At 67.3% G+C, this 17,024-nt stretch carries 9 protein-coding genes, 1 pseudogene and 1 riboswitch; all 10 genes and pseudogenes read left to right on the top strand.

Annotated elements, in window-relative coordinates:
• Positions 1–160: 160 nt before the first annotated feature.
• Positions 161–805, top strand: coding sequence for a TIGR02466 family protein (locus FBZ90_RS24495; protein ID WP_145735803.1), 645 nt, complete (start codon positions 161–163; stop codon positions 803–805).
• A gap of 58 nt (positions 806–863) precedes the next feature.
• Positions 864–1,052, top strand: a riboswitch (cobalamin riboswitch).
• Positions 1,053–1,201: 149 nt separating this feature from the next.
• On the top strand, positions 1,202–3,094 hold the full coding sequence (locus FBZ90_RS24490; RefSeq protein WP_145735801.1) for a TonB-dependent receptor plug domain-containing protein: 1,893 nt from the start codon (positions 1,202–1,204) through the stop codon (positions 3,092–3,094).
• Positions 3,095–3,449: 355 nt separating this feature from the next.
• A complete protein-coding gene (locus FBZ90_RS24485; protein ID WP_145735800.1) occupies positions 3,450–4,433 on the top strand; it encodes a family 8 glycosyl hydrolase in 984 nt (327 codons plus the stop codon).
• Positions 4,434–5,173: 740 nt separating this feature from the next.
• On the top strand, positions 5,174–5,575 hold the full coding sequence (locus FBZ90_RS27975) for a hypothetical protein (protein WP_186456024.1): 402 nt from the start codon (positions 5,174–5,176) through the stop codon (positions 5,573–5,575).
• Between the two features lie 79 nt (positions 5,576–5,654).
• The gene (locus FBZ90_RS24480; protein WP_186456023.1) at positions 5,655–6,470 is read left to right on the top strand and encodes a cellulose synthase operon protein YhjQ/BcsQ; all 816 of its coding nucleotides are present in this window, start codon (positions 5,655–5,657) and stop codon (positions 6,468–6,470) included.
• On the top strand, positions 6,467–10,909 hold the full coding sequence (gene bcsA, locus FBZ90_RS24475; RefSeq protein ID WP_186456022.1) for a UDP-forming cellulose synthase catalytic subunit: 4,443 nt from the start codon (positions 6,467–6,469) through the stop codon (positions 10,907–10,909). The genes FBZ90_RS24480 and bcsA overlap by 4 nt, the downstream gene beginning before the upstream one ends.
• A gap of 10 nt (positions 10,910–10,919) precedes the next feature.
• Entirely contained in the window at positions 10,920–14,606 is a 3,687-nt protein-coding gene (locus FBZ90_RS24470; protein WP_145735794.1) for a cellulose biosynthesis protein BcsC, read from the top strand.
• A gap of 5 nt (positions 14,607–14,611) precedes the next feature.
• The gene (gene bcsD, locus FBZ90_RS24465; RefSeq protein ID WP_145735784.1) at positions 14,612–15,163 is read left to right on the top strand and encodes a cellulose biosynthesis protein BcsD; all 552 of its coding nucleotides are present in this window, start codon (positions 14,612–14,614) and stop codon (positions 15,161–15,163) included.
• Between the two features lie 244 nt (positions 15,164–15,407).
• On the top strand, positions 15,408–16,457 hold the full coding sequence (locus FBZ90_RS24460) for an SIS domain-containing protein (RefSeq protein ID WP_145735778.1): 1,050 nt from the start codon (positions 15,408–15,410) through the stop codon (positions 16,455–16,457).
• Positions 16,457–17,024: pseudogene (locus tag FBZ90_RS24455) on the top strand (N-acetylglucosamine-6-phosphate deacetylase); the annotation flags it as partial. The gene FBZ90_RS24460 and the pseudogene FBZ90_RS24455, both read left to right, overlap by 1 nt.

Here is a 17,024-nt window from a genome sequence, read left to right as displayed (position 1 = left end):
GCGGGCGCCCCCAGGGGTTCCCTTTATACCGGCAGAAACCGGCCCACGCCCTACTGCTTTTGCGGTATCGGCCATACGGTGGGCAGCCCGCTGCTGCTCGCGGGCGATGCTCCCTCACTGCCGCATTGACGGCCCGGGACCCGCGCGTTAAAGCCCAGGCATGACCGACGATACCCCCACCACCGCCTCCGCCGCCCACATCGACACCCTGTTCGCCACCCGCATCTACCGGGCCGAGCTGGAGGAGATGCTGCCCCTGAACGAGGAGGTGGCGACCTGCTGCCTGACGGCGGCGGAGGACGATGGCGCCGGCCAGCGCTGGTCGGATAAGCATGGCTATACCGGGTACACCAGCTACGCCTCGCTGGACGATCTGATCTGGCGCTTCCCCATCCTGAAGAAGCTGAAGGCCCAACTGGACCGTCATGCCAAGGCGTTCGCCAAGGTGCAGGACTGGGACCTGGGCGGCCGCAAGCTGGAACTGGATTCCCTGTGGATCAACGTGCTGGATCCGGGCGGCTTCCACGGGTCCCACATCCATCCCAACAGCGTCATCAGCGGCACCTATTACGTGCGCGTGCCGGCCGGCGCCTCGGTCCTGAAGTTCGAGGACCCGCGCCTTCCCTTCATGATGGCCGCGCCGCCGCGCAAGGCCAAGGCCGACCGCAGCCTGCAACCCACCATCGCCGTGGAGCCGCGGGAAGGGACCCTGCTGATGTGGGAAAGCTGGCTGCGGCATGAGGTGGCGCTGAACCGCGCCGATGAGGAGCGCATCTCCCTCAGCTTCAATTACGCCTGGCGCTGACCTGCCCTGCGGGTCGGGGCCGCGCGCCCCGGTTGACCGGCGCGGCGCCTGGCGTATGCTCCGGCCCCAGGCGCAAGGTTCCCGCAAGGGATCGAAAGGGAACGCGGTATCTCAAGTCCGCGGCTGCCCCCGCAACTGTGACCGGTGAGCGACCATCCGATACGCCACTGGGGCCCTCAAGCCCTGGGAAGGTGGATGCAAGCGGTGACCCGGAAGCCAGGAGACCTGCCTCGCGCCGTCGTCCTGTTGCCGGCCGGGGTGCGCCGGGGACTGCGGGGGAAACCGTCGCGACGACACCGTTTGGGGGTCGTCGCCGGGACGTGGCCAAGCTGCCCGTGCTGCCGATGTCGGTGCCTGTGGGGCGACCTCTTGTGATTGATCGCGAGGGGGAAATCCATGCGCCTACCCATTGTGCTGTCCACCGCCGCCCTTTTGGCCCTGTCGCCGCACGCCCGCGCCGATGCCGGGGATGACGGGGACGCCATCACCGACATCGTCGTGGCCGCCACCCGCGTGCCGACGCCGGTGTCGCAGGTGGCCAGCAGCGTCACGCTCATCACCGCCGCCGACATCGCCGCCAAGCAGGCCCAGACCTTGCCCGACGCGCTGAAGGATGTGCCCGGCCTGAACATGGTGCAGACGGGCGGCCCCGGCGGGCAGGCCTATGTCTTCATGCGCGGCGCCAATTCCAACCATGTGAAGGTGCTGGTCGACGGCATCGACATGGGCGACCCCGGCAATCCCAACGCCGCCTTCGATTTCGGCCAGTTCCTGACCCCGGATATCGAGAGGGTGGAGGTGCTGCGCGGGCCCCAGAGCGGCCTTTACGGTTCCGACGCCATCGGCGGCGTCATCAACATCATCACCAAGGCGGGTGACGGCCCCGCCCGCCTGACGGCGGGGATCGAGGGCGGCAGCTTCGACACCTTCAACCAGAATGGCGGGGTCAGCGGCGCCACCGGACCGCTGCATTACGCCGCGACCATCGCCCACTTCCGGTCCGGCGCCACGCCGGTGACGCCGTTGGATCTCTTGGCCCCGGGGGAGAAGCGGAACGACGACGGCTACGACAACGTCACCGCATCCGCCAAGCTGGGTTACGACGTCAGCGACACTGTCGATCTGGGGTTGGTGGGGCGCTACACCAAGACCGACCTGCGCTTCACTGGCGATGATTTCAGCACCTTCCCCAGCCATCCGGCGGCGCTGCAAAGCCAGAACGACACGCTGCAGTATTACACCCGGGGCACGGCGCATGTGAGCCTGCTGGATGGCCGCCTGAACCAGACGCTGGGCGTCGCCTATGGCAGCGTCAAGACCAGCGCCCACACGCCCGACAGCGGTGACACTTATTATGTTGGTGATCGGGTGAAGGTCGACTGGCAGGCTGACTACGCCGTGTCCGCCCAGCATACCCTGGTGGTGGGGGCCGAGCACCAGCGTGACGCCATTCATCAGCCCGTCGCTGCCGACACCACCCTCGACGGCGGCTATGCCGAGCTGCAATCCACCCTGTTCGAGAACTTCCACGACACGGTCAGCGTCCGCTATGACGGCAACGACCGCTTCGGTGGCAAGGTGACCTACCGCGTGGCGCCCACCTATCTGGTCGCCGCCACCGGCACCCGCCTTAAGGCCAGCGTCGGCAGTGGTTTCAAGGCGCCGAGCCTGAGCGAGATGTTCCAGGACTATCCGGCCTTCGGGTTCTTCGGCAACCCGAACCTGAAGCCGGAGAGCAGCACCGGCTATGACCTGGGGGTTGAACAGGACATGGCGGCAGGCCGGGTGCAGGTTGGCGCCACCTGGTATCATATCGATTTCACCGACCTGATCACCCAGAACGCCAACTTCACCAGCTATGCCAACATCGGCAAGGCCCACTCCCAGGGGGTGGAGGCCTTCGTCGCGGTAAGGCCGCTGGAGACCGTGACCGTGCGGCTGGATTACACCTATACCCAGGCTTATGACGACGTGCTGAACCAGGAACTGCTGCGCCGGCCCCGACACAAGGGCAGCGTGGACGTGCGCTGGCAGGCGACCGACCGGCTGTCACTGGACGGCCAAGTGGTGGCGGTGGGCAGCTTCATCGACGGCAACCGCGATTTCTCCATCCCTCGGCTGAAGGCGCCCGGCTATGCCACCGTGGATCTGGCGGCCAATTACGATCTCAGCGAAACGGTCACGGTCTATGGCCGCGTCACCAACCTGTTGGACAAGGACTACCAAAACCCCACCGGCTTCCTGCGGCCGGGCCGGGGCATTTTCGGCGGGGTCAGGGCCCGGCTCTGATCGGCAATTCGCGCGGCGTCGCCATCCCGATGGCTAAAGAGAGGGATGGGACGCCGGCTTTGCCCCGGCAGGGGCGCATGGTGCGGCACGGGGCCCGACGACCGAGATCGGGATGCAAGACAATACCATCCGATAACCTTATCTGGCGTGGATATGTTTCCACATTAATGTCAATGTATTCATCATATATTTCCCTTTTTTTCTAAATGTCTGTTGAAAGTGAACTGGCTGTGTCCGTATTTTAGGGCACATATTGCTTTGGCTTCGGAATAATTGTTAACATGTTCATTAATGCGATAATAAATCGGGGGCGGTTGTGCTGACCCGAAGGGCGGTGCTGGCGGGCTTGGCGGGCATGTCCGTCGTTCATCCCGCGTGGGCCGTGGATGCGCCCTTTAACAGCGCCTGGGCGGCCTATCGCCGCCGTTTCGTTCGTGCCACGGGCCGCGTTGTCGATACGGGCAATCATGGCATCAGTCATTCCGAAGGGCAGGGCACCGGTCTTCTGTTCGCGGTTGCCGCCGATGACCGTGACAGCTTCGCCGCCATTTGGGAATGGACCCAGGCCAACCTGCGGCGTGACGATGGCCTGCTGGCATGGCGATGGTTGCCCGATGGCCCCGTGTCGGTGCCTGATCGCAATAACGCCGCGGACGGCGACCTTTTGACGGCTTGGGCCCTGGCCCGCGCCGCGCGCCGATGGACGGTGCCGGACTATCGTGTCGCCGCGCTGCGTATGGCGGCGGCGATCCGGGGAAAGCTGTTGGTGCCCGGGGGGCGCGGGGGCATGCCGCTTTTGCTGCCCGGCACCCAAGGCTTCCAGCATGAGGACGGGCTGACGCTCAATCTTTCTTATTATGTGTTTCCGGCCTTCCAGGAACTTGCGGCGTTGGAGCGGATGGCGGCGGTACCGGGCGCGGACCAGGCCTGGCAGGCCGTTGCCAGGGGCGGCCTGGACCTGATCCGTGAGGCGCGGTTCGGGGCGCATTCCCTGCCGCCGGATTGGCTCCTGCGGCATCAGGACGGGGAACTGGTGCCGGACCCCCGCTTTCCGCCCCGGTTCGGGTATGACGCTGTACGCATTCCCCTTTATCTGGCGCTGGCCGGCCTTCTCGCCCCGGACTTGGCGGCGCCCTTCCGTGCCCTGTGGCTGACCGCGCCGCCCCCCGGCTGGGTGGATTTGGTGACTGGCGCCGTGGCGCCCTATACTGAACATGGCGGATACTTGTCGGTCGCAAAACTTATTGTTGACGGCGCTGCGCCCGCCAGAGATCTGACAGCGGAAGATGACTACTTTTCGGCCAGTCTGACGCTGTTCGCGCAACTCCCGCTAGCGTAATGCGGTGCGCGACCGTACGCGGGCGCCGCCATGGTTTCCAACCCTGGCACTGTTCCGCTTAGAACGAAAAGCGGCATATCGACGTCATCCCCCCGCTTGCCCCCCCGCTTGCCCCATGGCGTCCCGCTGGCTGCAAAAGCCATGACCTGTCCGACGTGTCCATGGTGTCCGACGTGTCCGACATGTCCGGGGGCGCCAGGAGCGACCTGAATCTACAGGCCTAACCCGTGTGGATTAACGCGGAATTCACTTGGCATGGGCTATGCATTGCGATGGCGGGCCGGTGCTTTCCGGGCCGCGGAGGGGCTTAAGGGGCGCTGAGGTGTTTTTATGTCGCAGGCTTTGAATGATAGAGCTGTTATGGGGAAGATTTTGGAGGTGAGGTTATTTATAATAACAAAAGTGGGCAAATATTTTTAAATATGGAATTAATATAGGATTAATAGTTAATATCCTGCCGATTATTGCAGTAATTTCCCTGTGAAGTAGTATTTTTATTTACGCGGCTTCTGTCGGCGGATGGGCTTTGTTGCATTAACTACAATTTTATATAAGTGTGGCGAAATTTGAATGCGCTGGAGGTGGGCGCGTCGACTTTTTCGTACCTCATTTCTAGGCTATCTATCCGAAAGGATACGCCTGGAAGGCTTAGGAATCCTTTTGACGTGGCTGGCTTTAAGTTTTAGATAGGCATCAACCACGAAAGCGCAGAAAAAGGGCCTGTAAGAATTTGTCATTATTTGACAGATTTGATCGCTCTCCCTATTCGCCTTTCAGAAGATGAGTGGCGGTTGAAAATGAAGGACGACATTCGGAGTCTTTTGGTTAATTCCGGCATGCCCGATTTTCCATATCGGGAGTTCCAGGAAAATGACCAAATCAGTGCCCGTGGTTTCACTGCGAGCAATAATGGAAATGCTCGCAGTGTTGATCGCCGGGTTGCTCGCGATGCGGCCATTTCTCACGGCGACTATGTGCCCTTGGGTCTGGCGCCGGAAAGCTTCGCCATCGCGGCTTGGCCGGCCGACGCCTCGGCGCCGCGGCGGCCTGCCTCCTCGGGACGCACGTCGATTGCGGAACTGTTCCAACGGTTGGCGCAGGTGCCACAGAACGGCAGCGAGTCAGGCCCCCGTTCCCGTTGAGGTCTCGTTCCGCCGAGGGAGGCGCCAGCGCCGTGAGTCCAAGGCGCGTCTAGGGCTTTCCTATCTTTTCGAGGCGATCATGCCCCTGATTGTTGTCTCCTCCCCCAAGGGAGGGGTCGGTAAGACGACCCTTGCCGGCAACCTCGCGTTCGCCCTGGCCCAGGCCGGTGAGCAGGTGGTCGCGCTCGATTTCGACCCCCAGAACTCGCTGCGCCTGCATTTCGGCCTGTCCATCAACACGCCCGGCTTCGCCCAGGCGCCCTGGACCGTGGCTGGTCGGCCGCAGCTTTCCACCCACATGGTGATGGGTGTGCGGGTCCTGCCTTTCGGGCACGTGCCGAATGTCGAGCTGCCCCGGCTGGAGGCGCGGGTCCTGGCGGGCGAGGGGGCCTTGGCGGCGGAATGCGCCCGGCTGGCCTCCGGTGGGGCCTATGTCGTCGTCGACCAAGCCCCGGGCGTGTCGGTCTATCTGGAGGAAATGCGGCGCGCGGCCGATCTGGAATTGGTGGTGCTGTTGGCCGACGCGGTGTCGCTGTCGCTGGTGCCCAAGATCGAATCAGGCCATTTCACCACCGGGCGGCTGCCGTCCAGCGTCGCGAAGCGCTATGTCCTGAATCAGGTCGATCCGGCCCGGCGGCTCAACCACGATGTCGCTTCCTTGCTGGGTTCCCTGCTCAAGGATGGCGTGGTCGGCGCGATCCATCGCGATGAATGCGTGGCCGAGGCTGCCGCGGCGCAAAGCCCGATCCTGAGCCGCAAGACCGCGTCGCGCGCCGCCGCCGATATCGCCGACCTCGCCTCCAAGGTGCGGGCCCTGGTCCCGCCGCCTGCCGCATCCTCTCCCAAAGCAGCGCCCGGCTTCGGCCGCCGCGCCCTGAGATGGTGGACCCGATGAACCAGTCTCCCCCGTCGCCGCCGGTGCCGTCTATCAGGCGTCTGGCTTTGTCGTGGCTGGAGCCGAGCACGCCCGTCCACCTGGTCATGCTGGCCGTTGGGTGCCTGCTTGCCGTTGGTGTTGTCGTCACCCCCCTGTACTTGAAGGCGCAGGTCGCCTTGGGGGTTGCCGCCGTCCTGATGCTGCTGGTGCTGTATGGCCGCCGGTCGCGGGAGGTGTCGGTGCTGCTGTGCGTCACCTCGTCGATCTACACCGCGCGCTATCTGTGGTGGCGGATGACGGACACGCTCGTCCTGTCCCATCCCGCCGAAGGACTTTTCAGCATTCTCCTCTTCCTCGCGGAGATCTATGCCGGGCTGGGCATGGCGCTGGGTTATGTCCAGAGCGTATGGCCCCTGGGGCGGACGCCGGCCCCGTTGCCCGATGACATCGCCGCGTGGCCGACCGTCGATATCCTGATTCCCACCTATAACGAGCCGCTGGAGATCGTTCGCCAGGCCATCTGGGCGGCGCAGGACATCGACTGGCCGGCGGACAAGATGCGCATCTATGTGCTGGACGACGGCAATCGGCGGGAGTTCAAGGAGTTCGCGGCGCGCAACGGTGTCGGCTATCTGACACGGTCCGACAATCGCCACGCCAAGGCCGGCAACCTGAACGCCGCCCTGGCCCGTACGGACGGGGAGTTGGTCGCGGTTTTCGATTGCGACCACGTTCCCAACCGCGCCTTCCTGCAGATGACCGTGGGCGGTTTCCTGCGCGATCCGAAACTGGCCATCGTCCAGACCCCGCATCACTTCTATTCCCAGGACCCCATCCAGCGCAACCTGACCCGGGGCCACGAACTGGCGGGGGAGGGCCTGCTGTTCTACGGCCTGATCCAGGACGGTAATGACCTTTGGAACGCTTCTTTCTTCTGCGGCTCCTGCGCGGTGCTGCGGCGCGAGGCGTTGGCAGAGATCGGCGGTTTCGCCGTGGAGACGGTGACCGAGGACGCCCACACCGCCCTGCGCCTTCAGCGCCATGGCTGGAACACCGAATATCTGCGTCTGCCGCTGGCGGCGGGCCTGGCGACCGAGCGGCTGGTGCAGCATTTGGGGCAGCGGGCGCGCTGGGCGCGCGGCATGGTCCAGATCGCGCGCCTGGACAGTCCGTTGTTGGGGCGCGGGCTCACGCTGCCCCAGCGTCTCTGCTACCTCAATGCCATGCTTTATTATTTCTTCGCGTTGCCGCGCATTGTCGTGCTGACCGCGCCGCTCTGTTACCTGCTGTTCGGCATGAACATCATCGGTGCCAGTCCGATCGTCGTCCTGGCCTACGCCATCCCCCACCTCATCTTGTCCGTTGGCGTGAACCAGAGGCTGCAAGGGGCCGTGCGTCCGCTTTTCATGGCGGAGGTCTATGAGACAATGTTGGCGTTCCATCTGCTGGTGCCAACGCTGCGCACGGTGCTGAACCCCTACAAGGGCGCCTTCAACGTCACGCGCAAGGGCGACATCCTTGATCGTGACCAGTTCGATGGCCGTTCGGTACTGCCGCAACTGGCCACGTTGCTGCTGCTGCTGGGCGGTTATATCTGGGGCATTGGGCGATATTTGTATGAGGGCATGCAGGGCCAGGACGTGGTGGTCTTGGTCGCCAACCTGTTCTGGGCCTTCTTCAGCATCGCCATCCTCGCGGCGGCGGCGGCGGCGGGGGTGGAAAAACGGCAGGTGCGCCGGCAGGTCCGCATCGGCGCCCGTCTCCAGATGGCGGTGACGCTGCCGGATGGCCGCGCCTTTGTGGGCGAAACCCGGAACATCTCCATGGGCGGCGCCCTGCTGGCGATGGATCATAGGCAGTCGATCGACGGCATCGCCGACAGGGTCACGGTGGAGTTGACCGCCCGCGGCCTGCCCGTCCTGTTGCCGGCGCGGGTCATTGAACAGCGGAACGGCACGGTGCGTCTGGCGTTCGATGATCTGGACGATTGGCAGCACCGGCAACTGGTGCGCGCCATTTTCGGGCGCGCCGACGCCTGGCTGGACTGGACCGGCCAATCGGTGACGGGGGTCCGTCGGTCCGCGTGGGCGATCATGTGCAACGGCTTCGGCCTGATCGCCGCGCGGCGGCGTGCCCGGCGGACCGGCGGCTTGATGGTCGCCTTGGGTCTGGCGGGTCTTTTGCTGCTGCCGGCGGCGCGGGCGATGTCCGCGCCAGCCCATCCAGGCAAAGCCACGTCCGCCCCGCCCGCCGCGGCGTCCCCGGGGACGCCGCCGTCCGAGGCGGTGGCGGAGGGAGAGCCCACCGATGCGACGCCGCTGGAGCCGGAGCGCGGCGAGGTGCTGACCCTGACGGACCTCGGCGCCGGGGCGCTCACCTTCCATGGGGTGCAGGATTTCCGCACCGTCGATTTCCCCATCCGCCGGGATGATGTCGTCACGGCGGCGAAGCTCACCCTGTCCATCACCAATTCGCCGGCCCTGCTGAAGGAACTGAGCCAGCTCAAGGTCCTGCTGAATGACGAATTGCTGACCACCATTCCCCTCAACGCCGCCACGGCCGGTGGCCAGGTGGTGGAACTGCCGGTCAATCCCCTGCTCATCCAGCAGGACAACCATTTGACCTTCCAGTTCATCGGCCACTACGCTACCGGCTGCGAGGATCCGCTGCATTCCAGCCTCTGGGCCCTGCTCAGCGCCAATTCCAGCCTGCGGCTGACATTGCAGCGCCTGCCGGTGGCCGCCGACCTGTCCATCCTGCCCCGTCCGTTTTTCAACGATCATGACAGCCGGCCCCTGGCGCTGCCCTTCCTGCTGGGGGATGAGCCTTCGGACGGTGTGCTGCGGGCGGCGGGCATCGTGGCGTCCTGGTTTGGCGCCATGGCCGATTATCGTCCCGCCCGCTTCCCATCGTTGGGTCGCCGCCTGCCGCCGGACAACGCGGTGATCTTCGCGACGCCGGCCAACCACCCGGCTGAATTGGACCTGGGGGTGGTGGACGGCCCGATGGTGGCGGTGCGGTCCAATCCCGTGGCCCCCAACCGGCGCCTGCTGCTGGTCATGGGCCGCAATGATGAGGAGCTGCGCACCGCCGCGCTGACCCTGGTGCTGGGTGCCTCCGCGCTCAACGGCGCGGAGGCGCGGGCGACCCCGCCTTTGCTGGTGCCGCGTCAGCCCTACGACGCGCCGCGCTGGCTGTCCCTGAACCGGTCCGTCCGGTTGGGTGAGCTGGTGGGGTCCGACGTGCTGCAAAGCAACGGCATGGCGCCGGGCCCGATGCAGGTGCCGTTCCGCCTGCCGCCGGATCTGTTCGTCTGGCAGAACCGGGGTGTGCCGCTGCATGTCAATTATCGGTATCCGGGTGGCAAGTGGCTGGATATGGAACAGTCCCGCCTCGATGTCTCCCTCAACGGGACCTATGTCACCAGCCTCAAGCTGCGCGAGGACGGCCTGACGGACTGGTTCCGGACCTACGCCCTGGGGGACTACACCGCGCGCCAACGGACGGTGGAGGTGCCGCCCTACCTTTTCTATGGCCGCAACCAGCTGCAGTTCATGTACTCGCTACAGCCGGTGGATCGGGGCGCCTGTCACGGCACCACGCCGGACAATCTGCGCACGGGCGTCGATCCCGACAGCACGCTGGACCTGTCCTCCGCCCACCATTTCGCAGCCCTGCCCAACATGGCGTCGTTGGCCAGCGCGGGTTTCCCCTACAGCCGCATGGCCGATCTGTCGCAGACGGTGGTGGTGCTGCCGGAAAGGCCGCAGGCGGGGGATGTCACCGCGTATCTGGGCATGATGGGACTGATGGGCGCCAGCACGGGAATGCCGGCCACCCAGGTGACCGTGCGGCGGGCGTCCGAGGGGAAGGCCGGTCTTGAAGACCGTGACCTGCTGCTGATCGGCGACACGGCGCATCAACCCTTGCTGCGGGACTGGGCGGCCGCCGCACCCGTGCGCATCACCAACGATGTCATGGCCCTGAATACCCTGTCGCCCCTTCAGCGGCTGACCCAGTTGCTGGATGCCGACCCGGTATCGGCGGGGGTGCTGACCGATGGTGATGCGGAGCGCGTCCTGGTCAGCGGCACGCAGCTGGCCTTGATGATGGGCTTTGAGTCGCCGCTGACCCCCAAGCGCAGCGTCGTGGCCTTGACGGCGGGGAACGCCGACCTGCTGCCAGGCCTGGTCGAGGCGCTGCGGCAGCCACGCACGGCGCCCAGGATTCAGGGCGATCTGGTCATCCTCAATCGCACCGAGGTGTCCAGCTTCCAGGTTGGGCGCCGCTATTGGGTGGGCGATCTGCCGCCCTTGATGTTTGTGGTGTGGGGGGCGTCACGCCATCCCATCCTGGTGCTCGGCGCCCTCGGTCTGGCCATCCTGCTTATTTCCGTTCCGTCCATCCGCTTCCTGCGCCGCCGGGCCCAGGATCGCCTGGCCCGCACCGGTTCCTAAGGGGCGTCGCATGCGTAAGACCGTCGCGCTCGCCGGACTCCTGCTGGTGTCCTCCCTCTCCGCCGCCTGGGCGGAGACCATGCCCGACGCCCTGAACCTGATGCTGGAGAAGGCCGACTTCTGGGTTCGGCGCGACCGGCCGGACCTGGCCCGGGAAACCCTGAACGCCGTGCTCACCGTGTCGCCCAATCAGCCGGTGGCGCTGGCCCGCCTCGCGGAGATTGAGGCTGACCAGGGGCATCGCGCGGAGGCGGAGGCGCTGATGCGCCGTCTGTCCGCTCTGCGCCCCGCCAGCCCGGGTGTCGCGGCGGAGGTGCGGGCCGTGGAGGCCGGCGGTCGCCGGGCCACCCTGGCCGATGCGCGCCGCGCGGCCCAATCGGGCGACCTGGCCGGCGCCATCGCCCGGTACAAGGAGATCTTCCAGGGGCCCCCGCCGACCATCCCCCTGGCGCTGGAGTATTATCAGACACTGGCCGGCACCGAGAGCGGCTGGGAGGAGGCGCGCGACGGCCTGCGCGAACTGGCGGAACAGCCCGGAGCACCGGCGGAAGCGCGGATCAGCTATCTGCGGGTGTTGAGTTATCGTGAGGCGACGCGGCGCGAGGTGCTGTCCCAACTCGCGGCCATGGCGAAGTCGGCGCCGCTCGATGGCGAGGCCAAGAAGATACGCCATGACACGCTGCTGTGGCTGAACGCCGGCGCGGACGACAAGGCGGCGTATGCCCAGTATTTGGCCGACAATCCGGATGACGGTGCCGTCAGGGCGCGCTATGCGGCCTTGGACAAGCCCGCGGCCCGCGCCGACAACCGGGGTGTCGCACGGGCGCGGGCCTACGCCGCCCTGCGGGCCGAACGGCTGGATGTGGCCGAGGCGGAGTTCCAATCGGCCCTGAAGGAGAATGCGGCGGATGCGGAGGCCCGTGCCGGTCTGGGCTTGGTGCGTTTGCGCCAGAACCGCTTCGCCGAGGCCGCAAGCCTGCTGGATGGCGCCAGCAAGGCCGCACCGGCCCGGGCCGCGCAATGGCGCGACGCGCTGGCCAGCGCCGTGTTCTGGCGGGACATGCAGGCGGCGACGGAAGACCGTGACGCGGGGCGCCTGGCGTCGGCGGAGGATCGGGCCCAAGCCTTGGAAGCCGCCGCGCGCTCCCCCCTCGACCGGCAGGTCGCCGCGCTGCTTCTGGCGGATGTGCGGGTGCGGCGCGACGAGCTTGCCGGGGCGGAGGATGCCTACCGCGCCGTGTTGAAGGCGACCCCCGGCCAGCCCACCGCGCTGTCCGGCCTGTTCAACGTTCTGCTGCGGCAGCGGCGCGACCGTGAGGCGGAATCCTTGGCGGCCAGCCCGGAGGCCGAGGCCTTGCGCCAATCACCGGCCTACACCGTCCTGCAGGGTGGTTTGGCGCACGCCCGCGCCAACGCCGCGGTGGCCGCCGGCGACGTGCTGGGCGCCCGGGCGGCGTTCGTCCAGGCCCGGCAACTGACGCCGGATGACGCCTGGTTGCGTCTGGACTATGCCCGCTTCCTGGTGGCCCAGCATGACGATGCGGCTGCGCGATCGATCATGGCGGTGACGCCGGAGGAGACGCGGGTCGACCTGTTGCATGCCGCCGCGCTGTTCCAGGCCGACCGGCAGGACTGGACCGCAGTGCGCGGCCTGCTGGAGCGTGTGCCCGCCGCCGCCCTGACGCCGGCCATGACGGCCCTGCTGGAGCAGGCGACCCTGCGGCGCGAGGTGACGTTGGCCCAGATGCAGCCGCCTGCCGAGGCCCGGGTGCGCCTGCTGGGGCTGCGCCCCCTGGCGCGGACGGCGGAAACGCGGGGCTTGCTGGCGGGGGCCCTGGCGGACGCCGGGGACGCGCAGGCCGCGCTCAGCCTGTTGCAGCCGGACGTCTATGGCGCCCAGGTGAAGGCCACGCCGCTCCTGCAATATACCGCCCTGCTGATGAAGGCCGACCGTGGGGCCGAGGCGGCGGGCCTGCTGCGCCAGTTGGAGCAGCGCGCCGACCTCAGCGATACTGAGCGCCAGGGCTTGGCGGGGCTGAAATCGGCCATGGCGGTTCGTATCGCTGACAGCGCCCGCCAACGCGGCGATTATGCCGACGCCTACGATGCCATCGCCCCGCTGTTCAAGGCGAACAGCGGTGACCCGGCCCTGGCCCAGGCGATGGGGCGCATCTACCTCAGCGCCGGCCGGCCGGCCGAAGCGCTCGCCTTGCTGGGCGGCGTCCTGGCCGATCATCCAGACGACCTGGATGCCCAGCGGGGTGCCGCCGAGGCGGCCATCGCCGCCGGCGAGACGCGGCAGGCACGTCGGATCCTGGCTGCGGCGGTCCGTGCCCACCCGGACGATCCGCAGGTGCACCAGGCCTTGGCGCTATTGGCGCGGAAGGAGGATGACAGCGGTACGGCTCTCAAGGAGCTGAAGACGGCGCAAGAGTTGCGGCTGGCCCAACTCGGGCGGGGACCGATGCAAGTGGCCGCCGCTGACGTCCCCGACGCCAACCCGTTCCGCGCCCCGGCCAAGGCATCCGACGCGGTGCCCTCGGGCGACCCCCTGCTGGCCACGCTGGCGGCGGATACGGCGGCGGTGGAGGAACAGTCCATGCCCCGCTTCGTGGCTGAGGTGGAGGCAAGGCTGCGCTCCGGTGAGTCCGGTCTCAGCCGCCTGGTGGCATCCTCGGCCAAAGCGGGGTTCAGCATGCCCCTGTTCGGCATGGGGCAGGTGCAGGCCTCCCTGACGGGGGTGCACCTGGATGCCGGCGACATGGGTTCCAACACCGACACCTACCGCCGCTTCGGCAGCAACATGTTCCTGACGGCGACGCAGGTGACCAAGCCGGAGGCGCAGGCCGCCAATGGTGCGGCGCCGGAGCTGTCGTACCGGCTGGACGACGTGGCCTTGGACGTGGGCGCCACGCCGCTTGGCTTCCGTGTCGTGCGCCCGGTCGGTGGCCTGAGATGGACGCCCCAGCTTTCCGATGTGACGCAGCTGCAACTCGACGTGTCGCGCCGCGCGGTCACCGACAGCGTGCTGAGCTATGCCGGTGCCCGCGACCCCGTCACCGGCCAGACCTGGGGCGGGGTGACCAAGACGGCCGCCCTGGCCGGGCTGGCCTATGACGACGGAAGCCTGGGGCTGTACGGCGACGTGGGCTATGGCGAGCTACGCGGTGTCCATGTCACGGCCAATCGTGAGGTCCAGGCCACGTTGGGCGCCTACATGCACCTGGCGAAGACGTCCGCGTCCGATCTGACCTTGGGCGTGAACGCCACGGGCATGGGCTATGACCGCAATCTGCGCTATTTCACGTACGGTCAGGGCGGCTACTTCAGCCCGCAGGAGTTCTACGCCCTGACGTTCCCTGTCAATTACACCGTGCAGGGGGCGAACTTCCGGTATTCGCTGGGCGGCAGCCTGGGCGTCCAGCATTTCCGGGAGGAGGCGACGAACCTGTTCCCGGATGATCCGACCAGCCAGGCGGCGCTGGTGGCGCTGTCGGCCGACCGCGTCACTGACAGCTTGTTCCGCACGCGCTTCGGCGGGCAGGAAACGACCAACATCGGGTATGGCCTGAACGGCGCCTTCGAATACCGGATCAATTCCTTCCTCACGCTGGGCGGTTCGCTGTCCGTGAAACGGTCCGCCGACTGGACCGAGAGCACCGGCCGCATCACCTTGAAAACCCCTCTTGGAGATTGACCCCCATGCTTGCCGCGTTTCAGGAACGGTTCGCCGCCCTGCAGGCGTCGCCCGCCGCGCCGGAATCCCCGGATGCCGTCACCTTGCGCCATCACCGGTGGCAATCCTGCTCCCTTCAGTGGCGCGCCTTCATCGACACCTTGTTCGCTGAACTGGAAAGCGGTGTGGAACCGGCGGCAGCGCAGGCCTTTTACCGGTCGGTCGGTTTGCGCTTCGCCGAAGGGATGGCTTTGCCGCCCTGCGAATCCCTGGAGGATCTGGAGCGTGCCATCGGGGATTGCTGGGCGGCGCTGGACTGGGGCTGGGTCCGGTTGGTGGATGAGGGGCAATTCCTGCGTATCAGCCACGGCGCCTACCCCGTGCCCCATGCCGGACCACCCCACCCCGGTGACACCGCGCCGGCTCTGATGTCCCCTCCCTGGATGTCCTACATGCTGGAGGGCGTCTATACCCGCTGGATGGGGGAACTGGGCGGCACGGGCCTTCTGGCGGTGTGCCGCAACCGCCAGGTGCCCATCACCCAGCCCCTGGTCTTCGATTTCGGCCGGCACGGCTGACAGGCGGCAGGGGGGCGCGTCACCCCGACCATCCCTGTCATCCCCCTATGGTGTTATTCTGGTCTGGCGTGGTGAAGCTCCTCCTTGCGCCGCCACCAGGAAAGAGCGGCTAAAGATAGTTATATAACAATGAATTATGAGACGGTCGAGCCAGGTGGATGTGCGGGGGTTGGCGACTGGTTTCTATATGGTATTATGGCGTGCCCGTCACCGGGCGCCGCCATCATTTGATGCAGGATAGGCTATGGTTGTTGCCAAGACCGCGTCCCCGACGGTTCCGCTGATGGCCCTGGAGGCGGCCGAGTCCGGCGCCGCCGCGGCCCGGCAGATCGCCCGCACGGCACCGCTGTTCCGCGATCTGGGCGTCCGGCTGCGGGCGCTGAAGCCCAAGGTGGTGGTCACCTGCGCCCGCGGCAGCAGCGACCACGCCGCCGCCTACGGCAAATACCTCATCGAGACCCGGCTGGGCGTGCCGGTCGCCTCCGTCGGGCCCTCCGTCGTCTCCCTCTACAATGCCCCCCTGGCCGTGGACGGCGCCCTGTTCGTGGCGGTGTCGCAGTCCGGCCGCAGCCCCGACCTGCTGCGCCTGGCGGAGGCCGCCAAGGCCGGCGGCGCCCTGGTGGTGGGCTTCGTGAATGACGAGACCTCCCCCCTGGCCGCGCTGGCCGATGTCTTCATTCCGCTGTGCGCCGGGCCGGAGAGGAGCGTTGCCGCCACCAAGTCCTACCTCACCGCCTGCGTCGCCTTTCTGCAGTTGGGGGCCCATTGGCGGGAGGATGCGGGCCTGGTGGACACGGTGGCCCAGGTTCCCGGCTGGCTGGACCAGGCCGTGGCCCTGGATTGGTATCCCGCTTTGCGCCGGCTGGAGCTGGCCACCGGCCTTTATGTCCTGGGCCGGGGCATCGGCAGCGGGGCGGCGGCGGAAATCGCCCTGAAGTGCAAGGAGACCTGCCGCCTGCATGCCGAGGCCTTCAGCGCGGCCGAGGTGGTGCATGGTCCCTTCGCCCTGGTGGGCCCCGGCTTCCCCATCCTGGCGCTGACCCAGGACGACGCGACGGCGGCGGTGACGCGCGACACCCTGGCCCGGGCGGCGGCCCTGGGCGCCCCCATCCTGGCGACGGAGATCGGCATCGACGGCGTCGAGGCCCTGCCCGTGGTGGCGGGCCTGCCGGCGGAGGTGGGCCCCCTGGCGGCGGTCGCCAGCTTCTACAGGGCCATCCACCGGGTGGCGCGGGCCCGGGGCCTGGACCCCGACGTGCCGCCCAACCTGCGCAAGGTGACGGAGACGGTGTGATGCGGACCTTCTTCCACGGCTGCCCCGTTTTCACCGGCAAGCGGACAGTGACCGACGCCGGCGTCCTGGTGGAGGACGGGCGCGTGCTGGACCTGGCGCCCCAGCCGCCGGCGGGCGCGGCCGAGGTGGTCCTGGCGCCGGACAGCCTGCTGGCGCCCGGCTTCGTCGACACGCAGGTGAACGGTGGCGGCGGGGTGCTGTTCAATGAGACGCCGACGGCGGCGGGGGCCCTGGCCATCGCCGCCGCGCATCGCCGCTTCGGCACCACCGCGCTGCTGCCCACCTTCATCACCGACGCCGCCGGCAAATGGCGCCTGGCGGTGGACGCGGCGGCCGAGGCGGCGCGGGTGCCCGGCGGCGGCGTCATCGGCATCCACCTGGAAGGCCCCTTCCTGAACAAGGAGCGCCGGGGCGTGCATGAGGCGGCCTATGTCCGCGCGCCCACCGATGAGGACATCGCGTTCCTGCTGGGCCTGCCGGCGCGCTTCCCCGGCGGCCGCGTCCTGCTGACCCTGGCGCCGGAGGTGGTGGACGACGGCATCCTGGCCCGCCTGGCCGATGCCGGCC

The organism is Nitrospirillum pindoramense (assembly GCF_007827955.1).
GTDB lineage: Bacteria > Pseudomonadota > Alphaproteobacteria > Azospirillales > Azospirillaceae > Nitrospirillum > Nitrospirillum amazonense_B.
The sequence above is the reverse complement of the archived record's forward strand: the minus strand, read 5'-3'. Positions and strand labels throughout refer to the sequence as shown.